General features: G+C 40.3%; 21 protein-coding genes. 8 read left to right on the forward strand and 13 right to left on the reverse strand.

Annotated elements, in window-relative coordinates; translation table 11 throughout:
- Positions 1-66: 66 nt before the first annotated feature.
- Positions 67-804 carry a lysophospholipid acyltransferase family protein gene (locus tag MWU56_RS10435; RefSeq protein WP_247044307.1) on the forward strand — a complete coding sequence of 246 codons (738 nt, stop codon included), beginning with the start codon at positions 67-69 and terminating at the stop codon, positions 802-804.
- Complete coding sequence (locus tag MWU56_RS10440) at positions 801-1,469, forward strand: HD domain-containing protein (RefSeq protein WP_247044309.1); 669 nt, start codon at positions 801-803, stop codon at positions 1,467-1,469. Before MWU56_RS10435 ends, MWU56_RS10440 begins: the two co-directional genes overlap by 4 nt.
- A 21-nt stretch (positions 1,470-1,490) precedes the next feature.
- On the opposite strand, the gene MWU56_RS10445 is transcribed toward MWU56_RS10440, so the two are convergent.
- Together MWU56_RS10445 and MWU56_RS10450 are read right to left on the reverse strand one after the other, a co-directional pair.
- Complete coding sequence (locus tag MWU56_RS10445; protein ID WP_247044319.1) at positions 1,491-2,762, reverse strand: nucleotide sugar dehydrogenase; 1,272 nt, start codon at positions 2,760-2,762, stop codon at positions 1,491-1,493.
- 174 nt (positions 2,763-2,936) lie between these two features.
- A complete protein-coding gene (locus MWU56_RS10450) occupies positions 2,937-4,361 on the reverse strand; it encodes a glycosyltransferase (protein WP_247044321.1) in 1,425 nt (474 codons plus the stop codon).
- A gap of 244 nt (positions 4,362-4,605) precedes the next feature.
- Between MWU56_RS10450 and MWU56_RS10455 the strand changes: the two genes are divergently transcribed.
- Entirely contained in the window at positions 4,606-6,030 is a 1,425-nt protein-coding gene (locus MWU56_RS10455; protein WP_247044325.1) for a Gfo/Idh/MocA family protein, read from the forward strand.
- Positions 6,031-6,275: 245 nt separating this feature from the next.
- Here MWU56_RS10455 and MWU56_RS10460 read toward each other — a convergent pair whose 3' ends face one another.
- The 7 genes from MWU56_RS10460 to MWU56_RS10490 form a co-directional block, all read right to left on the reverse strand.
- Entirely contained in the window at positions 6,276-7,349 is a 1,074-nt protein-coding gene (locus MWU56_RS10460; RefSeq protein ID WP_247044328.1) for a PA0069 family radical SAM protein, read from the reverse strand.
- 175 nt (positions 7,350-7,524) lie between these two features.
- Positions 7,525-8,169, reverse strand: coding sequence for a hypothetical protein (locus tag MWU56_RS10465; protein ID WP_247044330.1), 645 nt, complete (start codon positions 8,167-8,169; stop codon positions 7,525-7,527).
- Positions 8,170-8,386: 217 nt separating this feature from the next.
- On the reverse strand, positions 8,387-9,937 hold the full coding sequence (locus tag MWU56_RS10470; protein WP_247044332.1) for a hypothetical protein: 1,551 nt from the start codon (positions 9,935-9,937) through the stop codon (positions 8,387-8,389).
- A gap of 24 nt (positions 9,938-9,961) precedes the next feature.
- Positions 9,962-10,744 carry an enoyl-CoA hydratase/isomerase family protein gene (locus MWU56_RS10475; RefSeq protein WP_247044333.1) on the reverse strand — a complete coding sequence of 261 codons (783 nt, stop codon included), beginning with the start codon at positions 10,742-10,744 and terminating at the stop codon, positions 9,962-9,964.
- 46 nt (positions 10,745-10,790) lie between these two features.
- On the reverse strand, positions 10,791-12,203 hold the full coding sequence (locus tag MWU56_RS10480) for a sensor histidine kinase (protein ID WP_247045233.1): 1,413 nt from the start codon (positions 12,201-12,203) through the stop codon (positions 10,791-10,793).
- A gap of 176 nt (positions 12,204-12,379) precedes the next feature.
- The gene (locus MWU56_RS10485; RefSeq protein WP_247044335.1) at positions 12,380-12,925 is read right to left on the reverse strand and encodes a CopD family protein; all 546 of its coding nucleotides are present in this window, start codon (positions 12,923-12,925) and stop codon (positions 12,380-12,382) included.
- Positions 12,926-13,146: 221 nt separating this feature from the next.
- A complete protein-coding gene (locus MWU56_RS10490) occupies positions 13,147-16,281 on the reverse strand; it encodes a WD40/YVTN/BNR-like repeat-containing protein (RefSeq protein WP_247044337.1) in 3,135 nt (1,044 codons plus the stop codon).
- Between the two features lie 188 nt (positions 16,282-16,469).
- Between MWU56_RS10490 and MWU56_RS10495 the strand changes: the two genes are divergently transcribed.
- The 3 genes from MWU56_RS10495 to MWU56_RS10505 all read left to right on the forward strand — a co-directional run bounded on the left by MWU56_RS10495 (position 16,470) and on the right by MWU56_RS10505 (position 19,552).
- Entirely contained in the window at positions 16,470-17,894 is a 1,425-nt protein-coding gene (locus tag MWU56_RS10495; RefSeq protein ID WP_247045234.1) for a Gfo/Idh/MocA family protein, read from the forward strand.
- A gap of 19 nt (positions 17,895-17,913) precedes the next feature.
- Positions 17,914-18,417: a DinB family protein gene (locus MWU56_RS10500; protein WP_247044341.1), complete on the forward strand. Its 504-nt coding sequence runs from the start codon at positions 17,914-17,916 to the stop codon at positions 18,415-18,417.
- Between the two features lie 61 nt (positions 18,418-18,478).
- Positions 18,479-19,552 (forward strand): P1 family peptidase, encoded by a 1,074-nt coding sequence (locus tag MWU56_RS10505; protein ID WP_247044343.1) that lies wholly within the window; start codon positions 18,479-18,481, stop codon positions 19,550-19,552.
- 229 nt (positions 19,553-19,781) lie between these two features.
- Here MWU56_RS10505 and MWU56_RS10515 read toward each other — a convergent pair whose 3' ends face one another.
- The 3 genes from MWU56_RS10515 to MWU56_RS10525 all read right to left on the reverse strand — a co-directional run bounded on the left by MWU56_RS10515 (position 19,782) and on the right by MWU56_RS10525 (position 22,622).
- Entirely contained in the window at positions 19,782-21,464 is a 1,683-nt protein-coding gene (locus MWU56_RS10515; RefSeq protein WP_247044345.1) for an ATP-binding protein, read from the reverse strand.
- A 215-nt stretch (positions 21,465-21,679) separates the two neighbouring features.
- The gene (locus MWU56_RS10520; protein ID WP_247044349.1) at positions 21,680-21,961 is read right to left on the reverse strand and encodes a DUF2188 domain-containing protein; all 282 of its coding nucleotides are present in this window, start codon (positions 21,959-21,961) and stop codon (positions 21,680-21,682) included.
- A gap of 1 nt (position 21,962) precedes the next feature.
- Positions 21,963-22,622, reverse strand: a complete 660-nt coding sequence (locus MWU56_RS10525) for an HAD family hydrolase (RefSeq protein ID WP_247044353.1) — start codon at positions 22,620-22,622, stop codon at positions 21,963-21,965.
- Between the two features lie 237 nt (positions 22,623-22,859).
- Between MWU56_RS10525 and MWU56_RS10530 the strand changes: the two genes are divergently transcribed.
- Together MWU56_RS10530 and MWU56_RS10535 are read left to right on the forward strand one after the other, a co-directional pair.
- Entirely contained in the window at positions 22,860-23,999 is a 1,140-nt protein-coding gene (locus MWU56_RS10530) for an SPFH domain-containing protein (protein ID WP_247044354.1), read from the forward strand.
- A 133-nt stretch (positions 24,000-24,132) separates the two neighbouring features.
- Entirely contained in the window at positions 24,133-25,224 is a 1,092-nt protein-coding gene (locus MWU56_RS10535; RefSeq protein ID WP_247044356.1) for a DNA helicase PriA, read from the forward strand.
- A 5-nt stretch (positions 25,225-25,229) separates the two neighbouring features.
- Here the strand turns inward: MWU56_RS10535 and MWU56_RS10540 are convergent, their stop codons facing one another.
- A complete protein-coding gene (locus MWU56_RS10540) occupies positions 25,230-25,961 on the reverse strand; it encodes a hypothetical protein (RefSeq protein ID WP_247044357.1) in 732 nt (243 codons plus the stop codon).
- Positions 25,962-26,036 lie beyond the last annotated feature (75 nt).

Below are 26,036 nucleotides of genomic sequence, written 5' to 3' on the forward strand. Positions count from 1 at the left end.
GATATTGAACAAGCCACCCTAAAGGGTGGTTTTTTTATTTTTACGGCAACCAATAAACATGTACCCTTGAAAAAAATACTCTCATACCCACTCACCATCATTTTCTTTATTCTTTTTGGTCTGGTCCTTGTTGTTTTCCATCCCGTACAATGGATTTGCCTAAACGTGTTCGGGTATAATGCACATAGAGTCAGTGTTGCCATTCTAAATTGGTTCATTATGCGATGCACCAATGTTTTGGGAACCCGGTACAGCTTTAAAAACAACCAAAATATTCCAACAAATAGGCCACTGATCATCGTTACCAACCACCAAAGCATGTATGATATTCCGCCTCTAATTTGGTACATGCGAAAATACCATCCTAAGTTTGTGAGCAAAATTGAACTGGGAAAAGGAATACCGAGTGTCTCCTATAATTTAAGGCATGGAGGATCGGCGTTGATAGACAGAAAAGATCCCAAACAATCCATTACCGAACTTCAAAAATTGGCAAAATATATTGAGACAAACAACCGAAGTGCCGTAATATTTCCTGAGGGTACCAGAAGCCGAAATGGTGTTCCAAAACCATTTAGGACAACCGGATTAAAGGTGATGATGAAAAATTCACCATCGGCATTGATTGTTCCCATTAGTATAAATAATTCCTGGAAATTGTTGCGCTATGGAAAATTTCCGATGGGACTGGGTGCATCTGTTTCATTTGAAGTTCACCCCCCAATTGAAAACAAAGGCAATGTTGGTGATCTTATTGCCCAAATTGAAAAACAGATAGTTTCAGGCATAAAAACTGAACAATGAAAGAAGACCGATTGGTGCAGAACACCATTGATTTTGTAAAAAAAACACTGAAAAATGCTGAAGGCGGTCACGATTGGTTTCATATTGAACGGGTCTTCAATACTTCAAGGTTAATTTTGAAGCAGGAACAAGCTGAGCCTTTGATCGTTCAATTGGCTGCACTGCTTCATGATATTGCCGACCCAAAATTTCATAACGGTGATGAAAACATAGGACCGGATATAGCAAGAACGTTTCTTGAATCAGAAGCTGTGAATGATAAGGTTATCAATCATGTTGTGCTAATCATAAAACACATGTCCTTTAAAAATAGTTTGAACAAGAGCGAGGATGCTTTTACCTCCAAAGAGCTTCAAATAGTGCAAGATGCGGACCGTTTGGATGCTATAGGTGCCATTGGTATTGCTCGCGCTTTCAATTATGGGGGATTTAAGAACAGAGAACTTTACAATCCCAATGTTCCTCCCAATCTTACTATGAGCAAAGAAGAGTATAAAGCTTCCAAGGCGCCCACCATCAACCACTTTTATGAAAAGTTATTGTTGCTGAAAGATAAAATGAACACAACAACTGGGCGCAAAATTGCCGAAGAGCGACATGAATTTATGTTGCTCTACCTTGATCAGTTTTATAAAGAATGGAATTCGGAACAACCTATTGACTGACAAATCGATTTAGCAAATCGCCTATAGTCTTTCGGTAACCATTTGTTTAGGAAAAAAGCTCTTTATATCAAAGATTACCGTTTTTGAACTTGCTTTAATTTCCCCTAAGTTTATTTCTTTGAATTTATCGTGACCCACAGCCAAAATTACGGCATCGTAATTCTTGCCCACTTTTGGCGCAAGACTAAGTCCATATTCATCATATACCTCTTCTACATTTGCACAAGGATCGTATACATCCAACTCTACTCCAAAGTTTTTAAACTCACGAATCATATCTATTACCCTGCAGTTTCTAATATCAGGGCAGTTCTCCTTAAATGTTATCCCGAGGACCAGAATCCTCGCCCTTGTCACGGTGAGATTATTTTTTACCATAAGTTTAATTACCCTGTTGGCAATATAAACCCCCATGTTGTCATTGATTCTTCTTCCTGAAAGAATTACTTCGGGGTAATAGCCCAAACTTTGCGCTTTATGGGTTAAATAATAAGGATCTACGCTAATACAATGACCGCCTACCAGACCTGGCCGAAACGGTAAAAAATTCCATTTTGTTCCCGCTGCCTCCAGCGTTTCTTCGGTATCTATGTTTAATTTATCAAAAATAAGGGCAAACTCATTTACCAAGGAGATATTGAGGTCCCTTTGGGTATTTTCTATAATTTTTGAAGCTTCGGCTACCTTTATGCTTGAAACTTTGTGTGTGCCCACAGTAATAATTTGATTGTAGAGCTCGTCTACTATATCTGCTATTTCCGGGGTGCTCCCCGAAGTAACTTTTACGATATTATGGACACGTCTTACCTTGTCTCCGGGATTTATTCTTTCTGGTGAGTATCCGCAATAAAAATCCTCATTAAAAACCATTCCACTGTATTGTTCCAGCACCGGTACACAATCTTCTTCTGTACAACCTGGATATACCGTGGATTCGTAAATAACTATATCTCCTTTGCTCAAATTTTTACCAACCATTTTACTGGCTTCTAGAATTGGTTTTAAATTGGGCTGTTTGGAACTGTCAATGGGTGTAGGAACAGTTACTATATAAACATCAACATTTTTCAAATCACCCTCTTGGTCGGTAAATTGAATTTTTTCCATGGCAGATTTGTCTTCACTGGCCACTTCTCCTGTTGCATCTATTCCCTTTTTTAACTCTTGGATTTTTGTTTGATTTATATCAAACCCAATGACCTCAAAACCTTTTTTCACAAATTCCACGGCCAATGGAATTCCTACGTATCCCAGACCTATGATTGCTAATCTTTTATTTTTTAAATCACTCATCTTATTGTTATAAATCTAATTATAGGTTATTGACCACTAATCCATTACGTCTAAAACTCGCATGGAACTGCTTATGTCGCCAAAAGTGAAATAAGCGAGGTTGGATAGTTGCCCAACAATCATCTTATAATCCTGACTGATATAAGTTTTGTTATCCGTGTATTTGGTGGGTTGTTATTTTTTTGGCAAAGCTCGTGTCAACCAACCACTTTTATTGGCTGTTGCAATAGCGTATGGTGTAATCCAAAACAGCCCAAATGTATACAGTATGCTATAGGAGTAGGCCCAAAAAGATTCGGTCAAATTATATCGTTTGGCATAAAATAGTACCGGAAATGTTGTTAGCACCAATATGCTCACCAAAGTTGTACTTAAAAACAACAAGGGATGTGTAATCACAAAAAATAGCATAAAGACCAAAAATGGATAGCTCATTACTATTTTAAAGAACTGGCTTAAAAATAATAGTCTTGTTCCTGTTTTGGGCCCTTTTCTAAAATTCTTAAATATGTATTTAGACATTTCTATGTTCTCCCGCACATTGCTCCTGCCCCATCGTATGAACATCTTGTAAAGTCCTTTATATTTCTCTGGAACATTGGTATAAGCATATGCATTTCTTTGGAACAACACTTGATAACCTTGTTTTAAAATCATATTGGTCATGGCCCTGTCCTCTCCTATATCCGATGGTTTGCCCATAAATGTTTGATTGATCCATTCTGGCAGGCAGGCATATACCGCTTCGCTTCTGTATGCTGCCAAAGCACCCGGGGTACACAAAACAGACTTTAAATTGCTCTCTGCCGACCGTACAAATTCAAAACTTAGTACAAAACTTACATCCAACATTTTTGGCAAAAGCTCTTTCTCATTGTTAAGCACACGTATGTTTCCTGCCACCGCGCCACATTTTTCATTGGCAACAAAAGGAGATACCAGGTTCCGAAGGGTGTCTTTATCTACTATGGAATCACTGTCCACCGTAACGAAAATTTCTCCATTTCCCTCGTTAAACCCTCTATAAAGCGCGTGACGTTTTCCTTTGTTTTTGGGCTGTTTGTAAATGGATACAAAATCTCCCAACTCTTTTTTGGCTTCTTTAATCCACTCCCATGTGTCGTCTTGGCTTCCATCGTCTATAGCGATCAGTTGTAATTTCTCTTTTGGAAAATCGCTTTCGGATAAACTTATTAAGGTGTGGTACACTTGTTTCCCTTCATTATAGGCTGGAACAATAACCGTACATGTAGGAAGTTCCTTGTCAGCTACTGAAACAATGGGACGATATCTAAAGTAATTATATATGGTATAAATAAAGAACATCGCCTTGAACACGAACAATCCTCCCGCAACATACATAAAGGTAGATCCCAAGATCGTTGTCATTCTTTCTAAATTGAACTGCTCAAAATCATTCTGAAGCACAACTATCAAATTTAATGCTCCCAACATCAGAACAAAGGTGCTTCCCATCACAAAAACCCCCCATGCATCTGCGGTTTCAAAAAAGGTTTTAATTACATTATGTTTAAAAATGTGTTTGATGCGGCTTATAAAGCCGTCTTTTTTTTCCTGATCGGGTAGTGTGTTCTCCATTTTTTCTTAGTCCTTATTGATAGTGTTCCTGATTTACGTTTAATACCTCCGTTTAGATGTTCATTATATATTATTTAACCTCTTTAGCCCCATTTTTAGTAAAACTTCGCTATTTGTTAACATTGAGGTGCATTATGTGCAACTAAGGGATATAGATTACGAAGAATGGATTGGGACGAATAATCACTAGGATTTCTCTTAGCCTTTTTTGTATCTTGAGATCTCCATAAATCAAACTAACAAAATGCAAAGAAGAAAGTTTATAAAAAACGCAGCGGCAGCTTCGGCCGCCTTTTCCATTGTTCCAAGTCATGTATTGGGCAAAACCCATATACCTCCAAGTGACACCCTTTATGTTGCTGGTTTTGGTGTTGGCGGTAGAGGTAACGGGGTTATTAATGGTTTTAATGACACAGGACGTGTGAAATTTGTGGCGTTCTGTGATGTAGATGACCGCAGGGCAAAACAGACTTACGAAAAATTCCCAGATGTAAAACGATATAAGGATTTTAGAAAAGTTTTTGACACCCATTTAAGTGATATTGATGCCATAATGGTGGCTACTCCAGACCATACCCATGCAACCATAGCGCTCCCTTTTATGCGTGAAAAAAAACACGCTTACGTTGAAAAACCACTTACCCATAACATCCATGAAGCACGCTTAATGACTCAAGTTGCCAAGGAAAACGGTATTGTAACCCAAATGGGAAATCAAGGTGCCTCCAGTGATGATAGCCGCATTGCACGTGAATGGGTGGAGTCCGGTATTATTGGCAATGTGCACACCATAGATTGCTGGACAAACCGACCTGTATGGCCACAAGGCGTGCCCATGCCCACTAAAAAAGACCGTATCCCCAAAGAATTAGATTGGGATCTATGGTTAGGACCAGCTGCAATGCGTGATTATAATGATGCCTACCTTCCATTTAAATGGAGAGGATTTTGGGACTTTGGAACCGGAGCTTTGGGCGATATGGGTTGCCATATTATGGAAACCCCTTTTAGCGTACTCGACCTTGGTTATCCTACTGAAGCAGAGGCAAGCTGTACCACGGTTTGGGTGGACGATTTTGTAGAGGCCGATTACAGCCACTCCTGCCCTCCTTCCTCCAAAATCCACTTAAAATTTGACCACGAAGTACATGGGGATATTGCACTAAATTGGTATGATGGTGGCATAAAACCAAACCTTCCGGATGAGTTAAAAGATGGAGAAACCATTGGGGATACCGGCGGTGGAACCGTAATTTACGGAGACAAAGGAATATTGGTCTGTGATACCTATTCCAGAAATGCACGTCTGTTGCCTTCTGATATGATGGATCTTTATAAATCTCCCGCTCCAAAATACCCAAGAGTGACTGGCGGAATGGATGGACATGTAGCCAATTTTGTGGATGGTTGTCAAAAAGGCACACCAACATCTTCCAATTTTGAAAAAGCTGGTAAATTGACCGAAACCGTGTTGATGGGTAACTTGGCAGTTAAAGCATATCAATACAAAGAGTTGCAACCCGGTAAAAAACCAACGGATTGGAACCCATACAATTCTCCCGGAAGAAGAAAGCTAAAATGGGATGGTGAGAACATGAAGATCACCAATTATGAAAAAGCCAACGAGTGGGTAACCCGTGAGTATCGCCAAGGTTGGGAGTTGAAATAATTCAATTAGTTATTTAATAGAAAATGGCCCGTTTTGGGCCATTTTTATTTTGCCCCCTTGTTTGATTGCTTACTAGACTATCCAACAAATCAACAGATAGGTTCTTTGTCATTTCGAACCGAAGGTAGAGCGCGTGAGTAATCTCAGGTAGAATAAATTTCTCAATCGTCACATTGTTTCTCATATCGAAATGACAAATTTGTATTGCTAATTGGAGATTGTTTATTGTTCGTTGAGAACTGTAATTAAAACAATTTCATTTGTCCATCTTTGTATTGCTCATGAAGTTCCATGTTCAATTTTGGAAAGGTTCTTTCTTTAAAATATCGAAGTCTGGCCAGATTCGCCATTTCATGGATTTGTTCGGCTATCTTTCCCTCCCCACGTGATCTTGTACCAAAACGACTATCATTTAGAGATCCTCCATGGCAATCTTGGATTTGGTGCAGCACTTTATCGGCTCTATCTGGCATTGCTTTTTTTATCCAATCAGAAAATATTTGACCTATTGCCCCATTTAACCGTACCACCGTAAATCCAAATGAAAGAGCTCCATGGTCTGCCACAGCCTTGGCCATTGGCAATAATTCATGCGAGTTAATCCCTGGTATTATGGGTGCTAACATCGCATTGACAGGGATATTGTTTTCGGATAATATTTGAATAGTTTTCAATCTTTTTTTGATTGATGCCGTTCTGGGCTCCAATTTCCGTCTCGTTTTTTCCGATAATGAGGTTACTGAAACATTGACCCCCACCAAACGATCTTTGTTCAATTCCTTTAGAATATCCAAGTCTCGTAAGACCAAAGCATTTTTAGTGATGATGCCTACGGGATGCCGATACTTTAAAAATACTTCAAGGCATTTTCGGGTTATTTCAAACTTCTGTTCCGCGGGTTGGTAGCAATCCGTATTGCCGGACAATACAATCGTCTGCGCTTTCCACTTTTTGTGCTTTATTTTAGCTTCCAAAAGCTCTGGAGCCGATTTCTTCACTAATATCTGTCTTTCAAAATCCAGACCTGCGCTATAGCCCCAATACTCGTGTGTGTTTCTGGCATAGCAATAGATACATCCATGTTCGCAACCTTGGTAAGGATTCATGGAAAACATCATCCCAACATCCGGGCTATCCACTTTGTTCACAATGGTCTTAGGGAAAATGGGAATGTATTTTGTTTTGTTACTTTCCGCTACTTCGCCTTCCAATCGGCAAAATTCCAAAAAATCATCCCGCATTTCAAAATCATACTGCAAAAACTTATTGCCCGTGTTTTTTTGGGCTCCCCTTCCTTTTATATACTTTGCGGATGACATTTATAGGATTTGTTCCAAAAATATGGATTATTTCCTTTTTTGCTTGGAGTTAATAGACAAGTTTTTAATAACAATATAAAAGTTGGTTCTTAATTGACTCCACAAAAAAAGCTGGGCATTGCCCAGCTTTTAACTAATGGTTAGGTGCCCCAAGGGGAAAATATCCTTTACATATTTATTCCAAACCAAAATAATCTGCCACAGCATTGTAATCGCTGGTGTCTACACCGGCTGTTTTTAGTTCGCTCATTAGGCTTTCTTTGGAGTTTTTATTTGCCTGTGAAAGTTCGACAGCTATAACATAAAAATTTACATAGAGTCCATCCGGAACTACATAAGCTGAATTGTTATCAGAGTTCCAAAATGAAACTTCCACTTGAGGAACACTTACGTTTATATAAAGAGTTGTATGTACGAGATTGGATATTAATGAACCTGGTAGTGGGAATATATTACCATTTTCAGATTCTAAATAAAAAAAATAAGCATAATCATTTACCTCTTCTGCTTGAATAGGAAAAGGAAAATCTAATTCTGAATTACTAAATCCATTAAGCAACACTGACCATCTTTGTACATTGGCATTACCTGTAACACCTTGTTCTCCTTGACAATCCATTGCATCATAATTTCCATCTTCATTGATATCTTCATTGGCATCACCAGTTCCATTGCCGTTAAGATCCCAACAGCTTATCCCATCAGTACCAGCATCACCTGCTATTCCTTGTTGACCTTTTTCTCCATCTTCTCCCGAACAGGAAACCAAAATAACAGCCATGGATACCATGGCCATACATACTAATTTGAAAGATTTCATAATTTTTTTGTTTTAAAATTGGGTTAATAATACCCCAAAAGTAAATGGTATTCATAGGTGCATTTCACCCTAATTAACACAGGCGGTCTACCATTTGATGAATGGCACAAATGAATTGATAGAGATTTAAATATGTAGGTTTTTTCTTTCTTATTTGTCGGTTAACTATAAAAAAGCTCCAAATTGGAGCTTTTATTCTTTATTTAAGAAGTAGTTTTTATCTAAAATCTACCTTAACCAATTGTTTTCTGCTTCCTCTTTTTGCGTAGAAAAGCATTGTATCCTCCATTTCGTCCTTCAATGGCTTGGAGACCATTAGCGGCAACCTGGCTTCTTGCTGGTCTATGATTTTTTCATAGTCCATAACTCCATTTTTATCCAATGATATCATGAACACATTACGGTTTCTGCTAAATCCTTGCTTAAAGATCAATCGTTCACTATTGATCAATTGAGGGTTTTCAGCAGCGGTGCAGATAAAAAAATAGGTGTTGCCATCTTTGCAGAACGAACTGTACGAAGCATAGGCTCCATCGCCCTGGGTCACTTCGGTCTTATTGATATTCCTTGCCCATTCCATAGTTCCGTTCGAATCCAATTTAACGCTTACGATATCATTGTGGTGGTAGCGTTCAATTTTTACACGTTGTCCTGCCCCAGTGGTTTCCAAACCTGATGAAACAAAATATTCTTCAGCATTAAAGAAAATCTCTTGGTTGTCGGTCACCTCAACTCCTTTAAAAATTAGATTTTTGATAACCTGGTCCTCTTCCCTTCCAAACTTATCGTCCATAAACTGTTGTGAGAATGGATTATATTTCTGTGATTGGATGGCCAAAGAACTAGGGTTTAGGCCAAAATATGCGATACCATTATATCTATTATTTTTTCTATCCGCATAAAAACCAACACAGACCAACATATTCTTGGTTAAAACAGGATATAGCGCTTCAGGATATTTACCAGGGTCCACGAATGATTGTATTTGATTTCCAAATTGCGAAACCTTGATCAATTCGTACTGAAACTTTCTTTCATCCACCCGAAAACGTCTCTTTTTAAAGTAAGCCTTGCTCACAATATAGGCCGATTGTAAGTCAGGTGAAAAAACTACATTCTCGAAAGCATAATTTTTTTCCTCAATCTCAGCAGAGAAATCATATTCGAATTTTTTGTTCAAAGCCGTATCAAACATATGGATTATATGCTTGTTGTTCTTTCCTCTTTTGTGATGTGTACTGATTACAAAGCCGGTTTTATCTTCATCAAATAGAATAGCAGTGGTGAACCCTCGCGAAAAATCACGGTTATAATAATTCTTGCCAACAGGATTTTCCACCTCTTGCGATGCTATGGAAAGTAGTTTTTTAGGTTTAAAGTTGAAATCGATTATGGGACTGCTATGCACCCAATATTCATATTCACCCCTTAAGTAATTATAATCAAGAAACATAAGGTGCAACTGACCGTTCTTTAGAAATCCATTGATAAAATCCAGTCCCTTTAACTTATAGTTGTACTCGGATACAAGTTCAAGGTCACTGTTGTATTTTTCAATGAGATAACCCTTGGGTTTAAGAATCAACCCTTGGTAATAAGCACGTACCAAAACATATCCACCAGCGTCATCCTCTTCTATGGCGACTAAGTTGGAATAACGGTGTTTATCTTTGTATTTTTCCCCAAAATCATAGGAAACGGGCATTTTCTGTGCATTTACCAAAGTGGTAAGCACAAAACAACATAAAATAAATAAGTTCTTTTTCATGGTCTGGCTAGGTTTAGCCAATAGTCATGATCCTGGGAAATCTGCTTTGCGTTTTTCCAAAAATGCGGAGGTTCCTTCTTTAAAGTCATCCGTTCCAAAGCAATTGCCAAAGGCATCTATTTCCACCGAATAACCATCAGCTTCATACTTAAAACCAGCATTTATCGCTTTTATTGCGTGTTTTATGGCAACCATGGAATTATTCGATATCCTGCTCCCAATTTTTACACAAAACGGCAACAACTCTTCGGAAGATACTACATGATTGACCAATCCGTAACCAAAAGCTACATCGGAATCGATCATGCCTGCAGTCATGATCATTTCCATGGCCCTTCCTTTTCCAACCAATTGAGGCAATCGCTGTGTCCCACCATATCCGGGTATAACACCTAATGAAACTTCTGGTAGACCCATTCTGGCATTGCTGCTGGCCACTCTAAAATGACATGCCATGGCCAACTCCAAACCACCTCCAAGAGCAAATCCATTGATAGCTGCTATTACAGGGGTTGAAAGATTTTCCACCAAATCGAATAAATTTCGCTGACCGGACGCCGCCAACTGACGACCTTCTTTTACCGAAAAATGAGCAAATTCAGAGATATCTGCACCTGCTACAAAAGCTTTTTCTCCCTTTCCAGTAATAATGATCACCTTAATATCTTTATCCTCATCCAGCTCCTTAAACGCCACATGCAGTTCCTCTATAGTTCTTTTATTGAGGGCATTGAGCTTTTTTGGCCTGTTTATGGTTATCGTGGCCAGATTGTTTTCTTCTTCAATGTAGATGTTTTCGAAATCCATATGTATACTAATGTTTGAAACGGCTTATAATATTTAACCGAAACTATTATTGTTGTTCTTTTGGAAATTTGACACAAAAAACCGTCCCTTTACCAACTTTTGAAGTAAAAGTAATGGTTCCTCCATAGTTTTCCACAATGTTCTTTACCATACCCAAACCGAGTCCGGTTCCACTAGATTTAGTGGTAAACTTAGGTTCAAAAATCTTGTCTTTATACTCATCGGAGATTCCTACCCCATTATCAGCAACAGAAATTTTTACTTCTGGGCCATCGGACGCAACGGTGACCAAAATTCGTGGTGAATCTACACCAGGTACTGCTTGTGTCGCATTTTTTACCAAATTCGTAATTACACGTATGAGTTGAGTACGATCTAATTTGGCGATAATTTCTTCTTCGTCAGCAATAAAATGAATGTAATCCTCGGTAAAGATCTCCAGGGCCAGCCTTACAACTTTAATCACGTTCAAGGTCTCATTTTGTTGGGCAGGCATATCCGCAAAACTTGAAAACGCCGTGGCAATGTTGCTCATGGTGTCAATTTGTTGGATCAAGGTTTTGGAGAACTCCTTTACCTTTTTATGGATATCAGGGTCATTGGGATCGAACTTAAGCTCAAAACTCTGTACGGAAAGGCGCAAGGGCGTTAACGGGTTTTTTATTTCGTGAGCCACTTGTTTGGCCATTTCTCGCCAGGCCTGTTCTCGTTCACTTCTGGCCAATTTTACCGCACTTTCCTCCAACTCATCAATCATACTATTGTAAGAATCTACCAATTTGCCAATTTCTTCACCCGGACTTTCCAAATAAATTTTTTCGTTCTCTTGGGTCAAGTTGGTGCGGTTCATTTTATCTGAAACCGCCTGAAGTGACCTTGTGATGTATTTAGAAATGAAATAAGCCAAAACAATGGCAATTATGAGCATTAAAACATACACCATCCCCAACCTGAAGAGAAATTCACGAAGCTCCATATTATTGAAGGTGTTATCTTCAAAATAAGGAAGGTGCAATATCCCTATAGGTTTAAATTTGAGGTCGTGGATAAAGGTATAAGTAGACTGATAATTGTCTCCTGCCGCCCTTTTTACCTCTACAAATCGAGTTTCGCCACTCTCCCTCAAAACATTGAGCACTTCTGCATCAAGACACGCGGCAATTATATTCGACTCGAAACTTGGCCGTGAATTTTTAACCAGATTGCCCTCCAAATCATAGATGCTGAAATTTACATTTTGAATGTTGGCAATCTTATAAATTTCCTCACTAAAAATAAGGTGCAAGTTTTCCGTGGTGACCGGATATGTTGTTTCCTGTAAGGTATAATTGATACTTTTAAGCAGTTGTTCCTCCTTGCGTTCCAATCTTTCAGTATGGTAGTCGTTCCCTTGTTCTTTATATTGATAGATCGTAACACCAGCAATAAGAACGGAGGCAAGCACCACCAAGGTGATCATGGCAACAAATATGCGTGAACGTAAGGAAAGTTTTCTTAACAAGCTCGCTGGATTTGATGTTAAATTTAAGCAATTATCGAGCCAAATATGATTCAAGCGATAAGAGCATGTTTAAATACAAATAAAATGCAACCTATTTTCCCCATCGTAAAAGTTTCGGCTCTGGTTAGGTGACTTTACGCATTTGGATTTCTATCCCGTATTTTCTTATACCATCGAATACCCAACATCAAAAGTATCATAAGCGCAAACATGCCCACTATGCCATAGATCCAATTGAAAGCACTTTTTAAAACTACCAAAAAAACAACCGCAAAAAGAATTATTGTGGCCACCTCGTTCCAAATACGCATAAATTTGGATGTGTATTTAACCTCATCTTTTTGTAGTTGCTTAAATATCTGATGGCATTTAAAATGATAAGCAAAAAGAAGTCCTACAAACAACAATTTTACATGCATCCATGGTTGTTGTAACCAACCCGGCATCAAAATCAATAACCAAATGGCCGTGAGGGTACATAAAATTGCTGATGGCCATGTAATAATATTCCACAGCCGCTTTGTCATCAACTTTAGTTGATCGCTTAGGATTTCTTTATCCGGTGATGGTTTTTGCCAAGCCTCAATATGGTAAATAAACAATCTTGGAATGTAGAACAAACCTGCAAACCAAGTCACCACAAAGATCAAGTGCAACGATTTTATATACGGGTACAACAATTATCTAGTTTTACGTATTACATTCTGATGGCACCAATGCCATTTGTCCAAAGTTTGGCGTTAAAATTAGGTATTTCCCTATTCATTAAGGCTCCTGCTCCTTGTTTTAATCCAACCATTGGCAACCAAGGGTTGATTTATATACTTTAAAGGTTAATGTATTGTTCAGATATTTAAGATAAAACAAAGCCCTCATGAAAAACATAAGGGCTTTGTACCATTTAGTCCTCTATACTCAAATAATCTAATTCGAGTTGATTGAATTCATTATTAAATGCTCCAATTTCTTTATCCAAAAGGGTGTCAAAAGTGGTCAACTGTGCATTAATTTTTCTCGAAAGTTCATTTTTAACGGCAATATCCTGGTCTGTAGGTGGAAAATCATCCCTGGAAACCAAGCTATTTAAGTGCGCCAACTTATTGGTCAGCTTTATCGGGAAATTCAAGGGGTCTTGATTACTTCTATTCTTGGTTTGATACAGTTCCTTTTCTATAGCTCCAAAATCTTCCTTCATTTTTTTGGCTTTATCCACCAAGGTTTTGGTAACCGCTTCATTTTCATATTTTTTAATGAACTCATCCAGCTTACCATTAACACTTCTGATTTTTTTAATGGATTGATGTGCCCTGTCAACAGTTTCGTTCACTTCGGTGATAAAGTCATATTGTTTTTGCATATCGGCAACAGAGACTTCAGCTCTTGGGTCGGGAAGAATGGTGAAATTCTCTGTTTGAGCACTTCCATTTACATTTAAACTTACTTTATATGTTCCTGGTACGGCCTTTGGTCCATTTAGATTAGCTGACCAAAGAATCATCCCCTCCAATCTTTCGGCGCCTTTGCCACGAGTATTCCACACAAATGTGTTCCCTCCTTTTTTAGCCTCAAGTTTTTTGCCCTTTTCTTTGGCATAGGTACTGTATGTTACCAGCGTATCCCCATTCATTTTGGTAAAGGTCAATGCAACGCTGTCCTTTTCTGTAAAATCGTTCAAATAAAAATGTGTAATTACACCATTGGCCAAGTTTTCACCTTCGGTCTTGGATGGTTGACTGGCTTTTCTTCCTTTGGTCCTATAACTATCCCTTGGCTTGTACAAGACTACATCGGCCGATTTCTTTTCATTGTCTAGTTGATGTATTACAGTAAGGTCATCTATAACCCAAACACTCCTGCCTTGTGTGGCTACGATCAAGTTATCGTCTTTAATGGCTAGGTCTGTTATGGGAACAATAGGAAGGTTCAATTGAAATTTCTCCCATTTTGCACCATCATTAAAGGAAATGTACATACCTGTTTCCGTACCTGCGTACAACAATCCTTTTTGCTTTGGATCTTCCCTTACCACACGGGTAAAATGTTCGTTTTCGATACCATTGGTGATTTTGGTCCATGTTTTACCATAGTCGGTAGTTTTGTACAGGTATGGAGCAAAGTCTCCTAATTTGTATCGCGTCGCAGCCACGTAGCAAGTGCCTTCATCAAAATAAGATGGCTCTATACTGTTTATCATGTTCCACTCTGGCATATTCGGAGGCGTAACGTTTTCCCACGTTTGTCCACCATCTTTGGTAACATGGATCAAACCGTCGTCACTGCCCACCCAAAGTAATCCTTCTTTTAAAGGACTTTCATTAGCGGCAAAAATGGTGCAATAATACTCTACACTGGTATTATCCTGAGTTATGGGGCCACCACTGGAACCAAGTTTGGTAGGGTCGTTACGGGTCAAATCATCACTCAATAACTCCCAGCTCTGGCCCTCATTGGTGGTCATATGCACGTGATTGGAAAAGGTGTACAATTTTTTAGGGTCGTGCTTACTGAACATTATAGGAAAGTTCCACTGAAAGCGGTACTTCATTCCTTCTGCTCCATAACCCATAGGGTTATCCGGCCATACATTAATACCTCTTACCGTATTGTTTTTATGGTTTACACGGGTTAAGTACCCACCATAACTTCCACCATAAACAATATCGTTATTTGTAGGATCCACCGCAATATGTGCAGATTCACCACCTGCTGTTGGCTCCCAATCATCCTCACCAATAGATCCATCATCACTTCTATAGTTTATTCTTAACGTTGAATTATCCTGCTGGGCCACATAAATTCGATATGGGAAAGCATTGTCCGTGGTAACTCTATAAAACTGTGCTGTTGGCTGATTGTGATAAGTGCTCCATGTTTCGCCCCCATCATAGGTGACTTGCGCACCTCCATCATCTGCCATGATCATACGGTTGGAATCCTCTGGAGCAATCCAAAGATCATGATGATCACCATGTGGAGCACTGGACGATTCAAAAGTTTTTCCTCCGTCCGTACTTTTATGATAGCTCACATTTAGCACATAAACCACATCTTCATTATTGGTATCCGCATACACCCTAGTATAGTACCATGCACGTTGTCTTAGTTTTCGTTCGCTGTTGACAAGGGCCCAAGTTTCACCACCATCTTCCGATCGGTACAATCCTCCCTTGTCCTTATTTTCCACAATGGCCCAAACCCTGTTACTATTCTGTGGCGAAACGGCTACGCCAATAATTCCCAAAGTGTCCGTTGCGAAACCTTCATTTTTAGAAATTTCCGTCCAAGTTTCACCGCTATCAGTACTTTTCCAAAGTGCAGACCCTTCGCCTCCACTGCTCAAACTGTAAGGTGTCCGTTGTACCCTCCATGTCGATGCGTATAAAACGCGAGGATTGTTGGGGTCAAAAATCAAGTCGACCGCTCCAGCCATATCATTGGTATAAAGTACTTTTTTCCAAGACTCTCCCCCATCTGTACTTTTATAAACCCCACGCTCTGTGGTTGGTTTATACAAATTCCCCATTACAGCTGCATATACAATATTGTGGTCTTTGGGATGAATTCGCATACGGGATATATGCCTACTTTTATCCAAGCCCAAGGATTTCCATGTTTTTCCTGCATCTTCGGTTTTCCAAACTCCGTAGCCGGAGGACACATTGCCTCGAACCGTCTTTTCTCCTCCTCCTACATATATAACATTATGGTCACTTTGGGCCACCTCAACAGCTCCAATACTTCCACCAAAATAACCGTCGGAAATATTACCCCACGAACGTCCGCCATCGGTAGTTCTCCAAACACCACCTCCTGTGGCTCCAAAATAAAAAAGATTGGGTTCTCCTGGCACACCGGTAACAGTTCCGGAACGGCCACCTCGAAAAGGGCCAATCAATCTATATTCCAAGCTAGAGTATAATTTTTCGGGATACTCTGGTGTGCTTTGATTTTTGTTCCTTCGCTGGGAATGAACAGGGGAAATAAACAATGATACGGTAAGCATGAGCATACCGATTTTGAAAAAGCAAGTCTTCATTTTAAATGTGTTGAATTAGCCAGTTTAAATGTAATAAAAAAGGATCTTGTAATTTGAGTAACAATTAAAAAATCTATGGAAATGGGCAACGCTTTGCATTTTGGAAAATTTAAAAAAAGCTACATTGCATGGCAAGACTATGCAAATCCTATGTGGTTCAGAAATATAAAAATGCAACCTGCCAAACCATGAACAAAAGAGAATTTATCAAAAAAAGCAGTGTGGGAGCACTCGGAATTATGTTGGCCCCATCCATTTTAAAAGGAAGACTGCCGAAAGCAAAACTGCGAACGGCCCATATTGGTGTTGGCAACATGGGGATGGAAGACCTAAAAGCGATTTCGTCACATGCTGCGGTAGACGTTGTTGCCCTCTGTGATGTTGATGCCTTAAATCTATCCGCTGCCCACAAAATGCATCCAGGGGCGCGGGTGTTTTTTGATTATCGAGCCATGTTGGAAGAAATGGGCGATGGGATAGATGCGGTTATCGTTTCCACACCGGACCACACCCATGCACCGGCCTCACTGATGGCCATGGAAATGGACAAACCCGTATACTGTCAAAAACCATTGACGCACTACGTTTCTGAATCCAGGGAAATGAAAAGATTGGCCGCTGAAAAAGGATTGGTGACCCAAATGGGCATCCAAGTACATTCTTTTTACGATTATAAACTGGCCACGCTGCTGATCCAATCCGGAATTATTGGAAAGGTACACACCGTACACGCTTGGTCCCCAAAAAACTGGGGATATGATGGCCCAATGCCCCAAGGCGAAGATCCCGTTCCAGAACAGTTAGATTGGAACCTTTGGTTGGGAACTTCCAAAAAACAGCCTTATAAAAAAGATATGTACCATCCTGGAAATTGGCGAAAACTTATGGATTATGGCTGTGGGACTTTAGGTGATATGGGCGTCCACATTTTTGATACCCCTTACAATGCTTTGCAGTTGGATGTTCCACGAACCATTACGACGGAATGCCGACCATCCAATGGATTTGGTTTCCCAGAAAAAAACACGGTTACTTATGAATTTCATGGCACTGAATACACCGGGAAATCCCTAAAATGGGTTTGGTACGACGGTCCCAGAGCGCCAGAACTGCACGAAGACCTAATGTTACCGGGCATGGAAATGAAAAAAGGCAATAAATCTGCCGATAAAGCTGATGAAAACAGTATTTCCTTGGACGCAGGAGTTGCAGATGAGAACGAATTGCCTGAACAAGGTGCCATGTTCGTAGGTGAAAAAGGACGTTTGCTTTTGCCTCACTTTATGCAATTGCCCAAGAAAATACGAAGAGGCAAGTACGTGGATATTTCCAAAGAGATTGCAAAGGTTTCCGAAGCACATAATTTGGGTGAACCTATCCGAAATTACGGTACAGAAGGACCCAAGCACTACCACCAGTTTGTGGATGCCTGTTTGGGCAAGGATACCACTACCGCTCCTTTTGACTATGCGGCACGATTGACCGAAACCATTTTGTTGGGAACCATTGCTGGTCGTTTTCCGGGTGAGACACTTCATTGGGATGCGGAAACAGCTCAATTTAAAGAAGAAAAAGCCAATCAGTATTTGGCGGGGGATTATCGGAATTTTTAATGATTAAAACATATTTGTCATGTCAAGAATACAAGAATACTGGCTTAGTGGCCCCATTGCCGGGGTACCTGCACTTTTACAGCCTTCGGCGCATGCCCTGTTACAGTCCGTTCGCGAGGTAAAGGGCTATTTGGCGGACTTCCCTGAAGAAAAACTTTGGGAACAACCTTTTGGAAGGGCTTCTGTCGGGTTTCATCTGAGGCATTTTACCGGGGTACTGGACCGATTGATGACCTATGCCAAGGAAGAATCGTTGACGGATGCACAGTTCCAATTCCTAAAAAATGAAGGCAACGGAGAGAATGCCCCTTCAGCACAAGAAATGATTACGGATTTTGAACAAAAAGTGGACGAAGCTTTGGCCTATTTTAAAACACTGCCGGAATCCGCATTGACCGAAGCCCGGTTTGTAGGCCGCAAAAAATTGCCCACCACCGTGATCGGATTACTTTTTCATGCCGCCGAGCATAGCCAACGCCATGTAGGACAATTGTTGGTAACGGTGAGTGCTTTGAAAAATTGAACATTCCAATATAGATAAAATGAATCGTATTAATTATTTATTATTAATATTCCCATTACTGATGCTATCACAAAACCGACTTAGGGACCATGGAGTTGAAATTGGTGTACTACAACCAGGAACCTACAATGCCATAACCGATGTGCGAGGAGTCCAAATAGGTCATTCCACAGTAGTTAGTGGCGAAAACATCAGAACCGGGGTTACGGCCATTCTCCCCCATTCAGGAAATATTTTTCAAGAAAAGGTGCCCGCCGCCATATATGTGGGCAACGGTTTTGGCAAGCTTGCAGGATACACCCAAGTAAAGGAACTGGGCAATCTGGAAACACCCATCATCTTGACCAACACCCTGAGCGTTCCCACCGCAGTAAATGCCGTTATTGGCTACACGCTCAACCAACCTGGAAATGAAAATGTCCGTTCGGTCAATGCGGTTGTCGGGGAAACCAATGATGGCTACCTCAACGATATCCGAGGCCGTCATGTTACCGAAAAACATGTGCTACAAGCCCTAAAAGAAGCAAAATCAGGCCCTGTTACCGAAGGAACTATTGGCGCTGGCACAGGAACCATTTGTTTCGGGTTCAAGGGAGGCATCGGAACATCATCCAGGGTGCTGCCAAAAAAATCCGGTGGGTATACCGTAGGTGTTCTAGTGCAGACCAACTTTGGTGGCGTTTTGCAAATAGCTGGTGTGGAGGTAGGCAAAAAATTAGGGCATTATTCCGATAGTTTTAAATATTCCCCCGACGGTTCCTGTATGATGGTGGTGATGACCAATGCACCTTTGGATTCCAGAAATTTGGAACGATTGGCGAAACGGGCCATGCTCGGTTTGGCAAAAACAGGTGGCATTGCCAGTAATGGCAGCGGTGATTATGTCATTGCCGTTTCCACGGCCGAAGCCTGCCGTATCCCCTATCAAAGTGACAGCCCGATTCAGTCCGTCCCCACCTTGCGTAATGAAGCCATGACCCCATTGTTTCTCGCAACCATCGAGGCCACAGAAGAGGCCATTTTGAATTCCCTTTTTGCAGGAGAAACCACTAGCGGACGAGATGGACATCAAATTGAAGCACTCCCAAAGGAAAAAGTGCTGAACATGTTGAAAGAAGCAGGAAAGATGGATTAAACCACGCTTTTTACAAGGTACGGTATCAACCCTTCTTATTTTAAGAGCGTTTTAAAAGCAATCTCGGCAAATGAACTGATTACTTTATCCGCCTCTGAATAATCTTGGTTTTTGGAATGTGGGCTATCAAAACCCTACACCATAAATCTCTGCAGCTTTGGCCGCTTTTATTCCGTTGGTGGCATCCTTAATCATACCAATACGATTTTATCTAGTAGTCTTCTAAAATTTAGGACGCTAGCGGTACATCCATCACCTCTTCGATTCTAGTATAGAGGTCTTCGGGGTCAAAAGGTTTAAAAACAAAACCGTTCATACCGCTCTGTTCAATCTTACTCTTCACCTCTATAAATACCGATGCAGATAGTGCCAAAATAGGCAATGTGGTATTAAACTTTCTAATTTCCATAGCGGAGGCGTACCCATCCATAATGGGCATTTGAATATCCATAAGAACCGCACAGTAGTCATTTTTTTTGACCATGTTTACCGCCATAAGACCATCAAAGGCAACATCTACTACGAGGTTGGCCTTTTCTAATATCTGTTTGCCCACCATGATGTTGATCTTATTGTCCTCAACCAGGAGTATTCTTCTGCCGTCTAGATCGCGTTGTTTCTTGCCGCTGCCTTCTATCAATCTTTGTTTAGAAATAGCCTCTACTTCCAAATCAAAGTAAAAACGACTCCCTTTTTCTAATTCACTTTCTATGTGTACGGTAGATTCCATAGCTTCCACCACACTTTTTACAATGGGCAGGCCAAGTCCAGTACCACCATACAAGCGATTTGTACTGACGGAAGCCTGGGAAAATGGCAGCCATATTTTTTCTTGTTGTTCTTTAGTAATACCAATACCAGTATCTATGATTTCAGTACGCATACGTACCCTACCATTACTGTATTCTTGACTTGTGATTTTTAGCGTCACACTTCCTTTTTTAGTAAACTTTATGGCATTGGAAACGAGGTTGTTGATGACCTGATTGAAACGGACAATATCCAAATACATCGTTGGCAATTTTTCGTCGATCTCTAGGTTAAAACCAATTCCTTTACTTAAACAACCCGGCTCATGAATCTTTTTTATCTGTTGTACAGCCGTCATCACATCCGTCGGAATGGGGTCAAGGGCTATACCGCTGGTTTCCATTTTACTAAAATCCAACACATTGTTCAGTAAATTCAGCAGTATTTTTCCCGAGTAATTCAATGCCTCTATATTCTCCTCTTGATCCGGTCTTGGATTGGTATCTCCTAGAATATGGGAAAGTCCGATAATAGCGTTCATGGGCGTTCGAATTTCATGGCTCATCATGCTTAAAAACCGTGATTTGGCATTGGATGCTTCAATGGCGTCTTCCCGTTCATCCTGTATGTTCGAATAAAAGCGCGCATTGATCATAGAGAAAAATAGCAATTGGTAGGTTATCAATACCATAGTTGTTACAATAGAGACCGGATAAATATAGGTTCCTGCAAGTACGGCATCCATCTTTGTATTGGTGAATAAATTAAAATCCGTAACGTAGAGCAAAAGCCAAAGTGTTATCGATAACAAAGGAAAAATGACGATATACCCTTTCTCACGCCTAAAAGAGAAAAAAATAAAGGGCAATCCCATGGCAAACATTAAAATAAATTCAACACTACCGGCCTTTCCTATAAAAGAAGCAGTCATGGCAACGCTAATATTAAAGGCCACGAGATACATAAAACGCGCCAGGGTAAGATTTCCTACTTTAGAAATAATGGCCGAACCTATAAAAAAGGGTACTGTAGCGCCAATGTACAGGCTCAACTCGTTTAAATTTAAATTTCTTGCAATAAAAAACCATAAAGTCGATATGATGATGGTTATAACGGAAAGTATAAATACAAGTTTTATCCTGCGTTGAGAGAATTCAGACATGTCTTAGATGCATTTAGGTGAAATGGGACTTCATTTACATCTTGAAAAGTCCAATATTTGTAGGTGTATTCCTATAATATGTTGTCTAGAGACGTTAATTGCGTGCAAAAGCATGGAAAAGTGAAGTGTCCCTGCTACGAAACGACCCCCTCCAAGTATCTAAAATCCACACAATAAGCCCAATGCTTGCCGCTTTTATACCTTTGGCAGCATTCCTAATCATACCCAATACGATCACGAATAGTGCCATCTTCTCGATGGATGATCACATCCGCTTTGTGTTTTTTGGCCAGACGTTTAGCAGCATTAATTGCAGTGCTTTGCTTACGGTGTTTTGAAGTAATTCGTTTATTGCCTTCGCGGCGTACGGCCCAATCATCTTTATAAGGCACAACGTGTTGGTGCCATGTGCGTTTTTTGTCCGCAGTACGAGAGGCATTAAAAAAGGCTTCCAATAATTCTATAACTGTGCGCAACCAAGATGTTTTTGCTGCCATTTTATTTGATACGTTTAGAAAGTTTAGCGTAGGTAATCTCCCCAAACTCACGTATCACCTTATCCGCCTCTGAATAAACCTGGTTTTTGGAATGTGGGCTATCAAAACCCACACAATAAATCCCTGCCGCTTTGGCTGCTTTGATCCCATTCGTGGAATCCTCGATTACCATACAGTGCTCCCTTGCATGCCCAGAGGCTTCAGCCGCTTTTACAAAAATTTCTGGGTGGGGCTTGGATGCCGCTAAATCGGCACCACTCAATTTGGCCACAAAATATTGGTCAAGATCAAACCGTTTGAACACATTATTGATGTTCAGCATGGAAGCTGAACTTGCCAAAACAAGTGTAAGTCCGTTGGCGTGGTAATCCTGTATGCATTCCAAGACCCCATCTATGAGTTGTAGCCCATTATCATTTACAAACAGTTCCTTAAAATGCTTGCGTTTGCCAGCCACCAATTCCTCGGCAGTTTTGTTCAGCTTAAAGTGGTCTACCAGCACTTGGCAAATGGGCAAGGTGGCCATACCGGTAAAACTTTCATAAAGTGCTGGGGTCACGTTAATGCCCACCTCATCAAACATGGCATGGTAAGCTTTATAATGTAGGGGTTCAGAATCTATGATCACCCCATCCATATCAAACAAAACAGCTTTTATCATCTACCTAATTTGCCCCAAAAATAAGGGCTTATCGGCAATAAGCGAGCTTATCCCCCAATAATAAAGGATTTTCTAGCTACATAAACGCCAAAAACAACCTATTCAATAATTGTAATGATATTAAATTGGTGCCTGTAAAGATTCTTTTGTAACAATCTAAGCGCATTTTACACTAACCTAATGGATACAATCTAGTTTTTTCATAAATTAAGCAGCAATTAAACTAAAAACACTACCATGGACATTTTTGGAAAGATCAAAGAAAAGCTCAGTAATGAATTTATTGATATTATTGAGTGGCTCGACTATACGGATGACACCATTGCTCACCGTTTTGAACGCTATCAAAATGAAATAAAAAACGGCGCTAAACTGATTGTTCGCGAAGGCCAGACCGCTGTTTTTATCAACGAAGGCCAATTGGCCGATGTATTTGGTCCGGGCACTTACGATCTGACCACACAAAACTTGCCTATTTTAACCACCCTGAAGGGTTGGAAATATGGATTCAACTCACCTTTTAAAGCTGAAGTCTACTTTGTGAACACCCACTTGTTCACCGATGAAAAATGGGGTACCAAAAGTCCCATTACTTTAAGTGATGATCGTTTTGGTTTGGTAGAGATAAGAGCCTTCGGCACCTATACTTTCAAAATTTCCAATGCTGGAACGTTTATCAAGGATATTGTTGGAACGGACAGCAACTTTACCAATTTTGAAATCAATGAACATTTAAAAAGTTTGATCGCCACCCGATTCACCGATACTGTGGGCGAAGCCAATCTTCCCATTGAGCTATACGCAGCCAACACGTCGGAATTATCCGAAACCTGCCAGGAAGTTATGGCTCCAGAGTTTGAAACGGTCGGTATTTCTTTGGAGAGGTTCTACATTGAAAATGTATCGATGCCCGAAGATCTTAAAAAAGAAATCTTTGAGTATAGCCGTATTGATAAATTGGACCTTGACAAGTTGACCAAATTCAAGACTGCCAAGGCCATTGAAGCTGCCGCACAAAATGAAGGGGGCACCGCAGGAGCCGGAATGGGCATGGGCATGGGATTTGTACTTGCCCAACAGATGGGTGGTATGATGGGTGGAAACATGCAGGCCGCTCCGCAAAGAGCAGCCCAACCAGCGGCTGGGGCCGTTCCTCCTCCTATGCCAACACAAACCATGTACTATTATGCCACGAACGGCATACAGCATGGTCCGGCGAGCTTTGAACAAATGCAATCTCTTTTTGCATCTAGGGCCATTAATCGTGATAGTTTGGTTTGGAAGCAGGGTATGTCCGCATGGACCGCGTTAAAAGATGTGGAAGAGTTAAAATCGTTTTTGGGCGGTAATACACCTCCTCCATTGCCAACGGAGTAATAATACCTATTGTTATGCTGATCTGTCATTTCTAGCACAGTCTAGAAATCCATGAAGCATCACTGGTAAATACCCTTTTTTAATCGTACATGAGTGAGATTCTTCGTTTCACTCAGAATGACAAAACAAGCCATTGGAAGACCAAAAAATTCAAAAAACTGAACTCAAAAAAGCCTGTGTAAATTGTGGTGCAGAGCTTACCTATAAACCTGGCACCACAAGTATCAGTTGTGAATATTGTGGGCACGAGGAAACCATCGATGTTGACAAAAATGGCTTTGAGGAGCTGGAGCTTTATCCTTTCCTTAAGGAAATGGGCAGCCAAAGGCACAGCGAGGAAATCTCCATGCTACATTGCAAAAATTGTGGTGCGGACCAGCATGTGGAGGAAAACTACAAATCGCTCCATTGTGTGTATTGCGGCCAGCCCTTGGTCCTTGAAGATGCGTATAAAGAAAATTGGATCTTACCGGGTGCGGTATTGCCTTTTCAAATTGATAAAAACCAATCTTTTACCATTTTTAAAAAATGGGTGAAAGGACTATGGTTTGCTCCGAACAACTTAAAAAAAGCAGCCCTAGACCCTCAGTTTACCAAAGGCCTCTATCTGCCCTATTGGACTTTTGACGCACAGTTATATGCTTCCTATACGGGTCAACGAGGCGAATATTATTATGTAACCAAAAGAGTGCGAAATTCCAATGGCAAAATGGTGACCAAAAGAGTTAGGAAAACAAGGTGGTATCCGGCCTCGGGGGAAGTATCTGGGTTTGTGGACGACACTTTGATTAAAGCCTCCCATCAAAAAACGGGACGGATTCCGGGTAAAATTGCCTCATGGGATTTGAAAAAGCTCCAACCGTTCAATACTGGGTTCCTTTCCGGGTTTGTCACCGAAAAATATACCATTCCACTCAAAGATGGCCATCTCCATTCCAAAGAAGCAGCGAAAGGCATCGCCAACACATGGTGCAGACGCGACATTGGCGGTGATACCCAACGTGTACTCTCCATGAACATGAAACTATCCGAAGAGACCTTTAAGCACGTCCTGTTGCCCGTTTATGTGAGTGCTTATCGCTACAATGGCAAGGAATACAACTTTTATATCAATGGAGAAAATGGTCGAATATCAGGCACCCGACCCTATAGTTTTTGGAAGATATTTTTTACGGTTTTAGCGGTACTTGTAGCAATCGGGGTGATTGTTGTTCTATCCAAGTAATAGGATTAAAAACCAATGCCCACAATTAAATCAAAAGGTACTTTTTCTGTTTGCACAGATTTGGTCTGAACTTTAATTTTAATCTTTTCAGGTGCTTCCTTGAACACAACGGTATTCTCTTCCAGACCAAGTCCCATGTTTCTATATTCCTCGCTATCATCACCACCTATCACTTCGATATTGCCAATAGGAGTTTCTGTATCCAGAGTATACAAATGGTATTCTGTACCGTCCTGCAACGTAGCTCCCCCCATATCTAAAATAGCTATCTTTCCTATTTCAGAATCAATTGAGGACTGAATGTTTTCTTTAAAAGAGAATTCCAATGTATTTTCCTCAGAAGTATCCCCAACATAATTGATCAAGAAGGATCCTTTCATATCGAATGTTGTAGCTCCTTTTTGTGGTACTCCGTCAATCTCTACCTGTAAATCGTAATAAGAACCATCGGAGCTTACATTACCGTATGTATTTTCCACAATCAGGCCTTGTCCGTTTTTCAAAAAATCAAACCCCGTATTGTCGGTAATCTGAGTTACTTCAGATTTGTTAATGTCCAAATTATAGAATTGCTTTTCAGCATCCAACGGCAACCTAAGCTTAAGTGTGGTTCTATAATTACCTTCGTACTCTTTGTTGATGCAAATACTTATAGTGCTCATCTGAGCCTGCAATAGGCAAAATGGACATAGGGCAATGAAGACTTTTAGAAAAATTTTGAGGTCAAATGTTCTCATGCTGTAGTTTCTCTTAAAAGTATGGAACAAACCATTTTAAAATCAAAAATTTGTGCGAATGGCATGATTTCGTAC

Source organism: Allomuricauda sp. F6463D, from assembly GCF_023015965.1.
In the GTDB taxonomy this organism is placed as follows: domain Bacteria; phylum Bacteroidota; class Bacteroidia; order Flavobacteriales; family Flavobacteriaceae; genus Flagellimonas.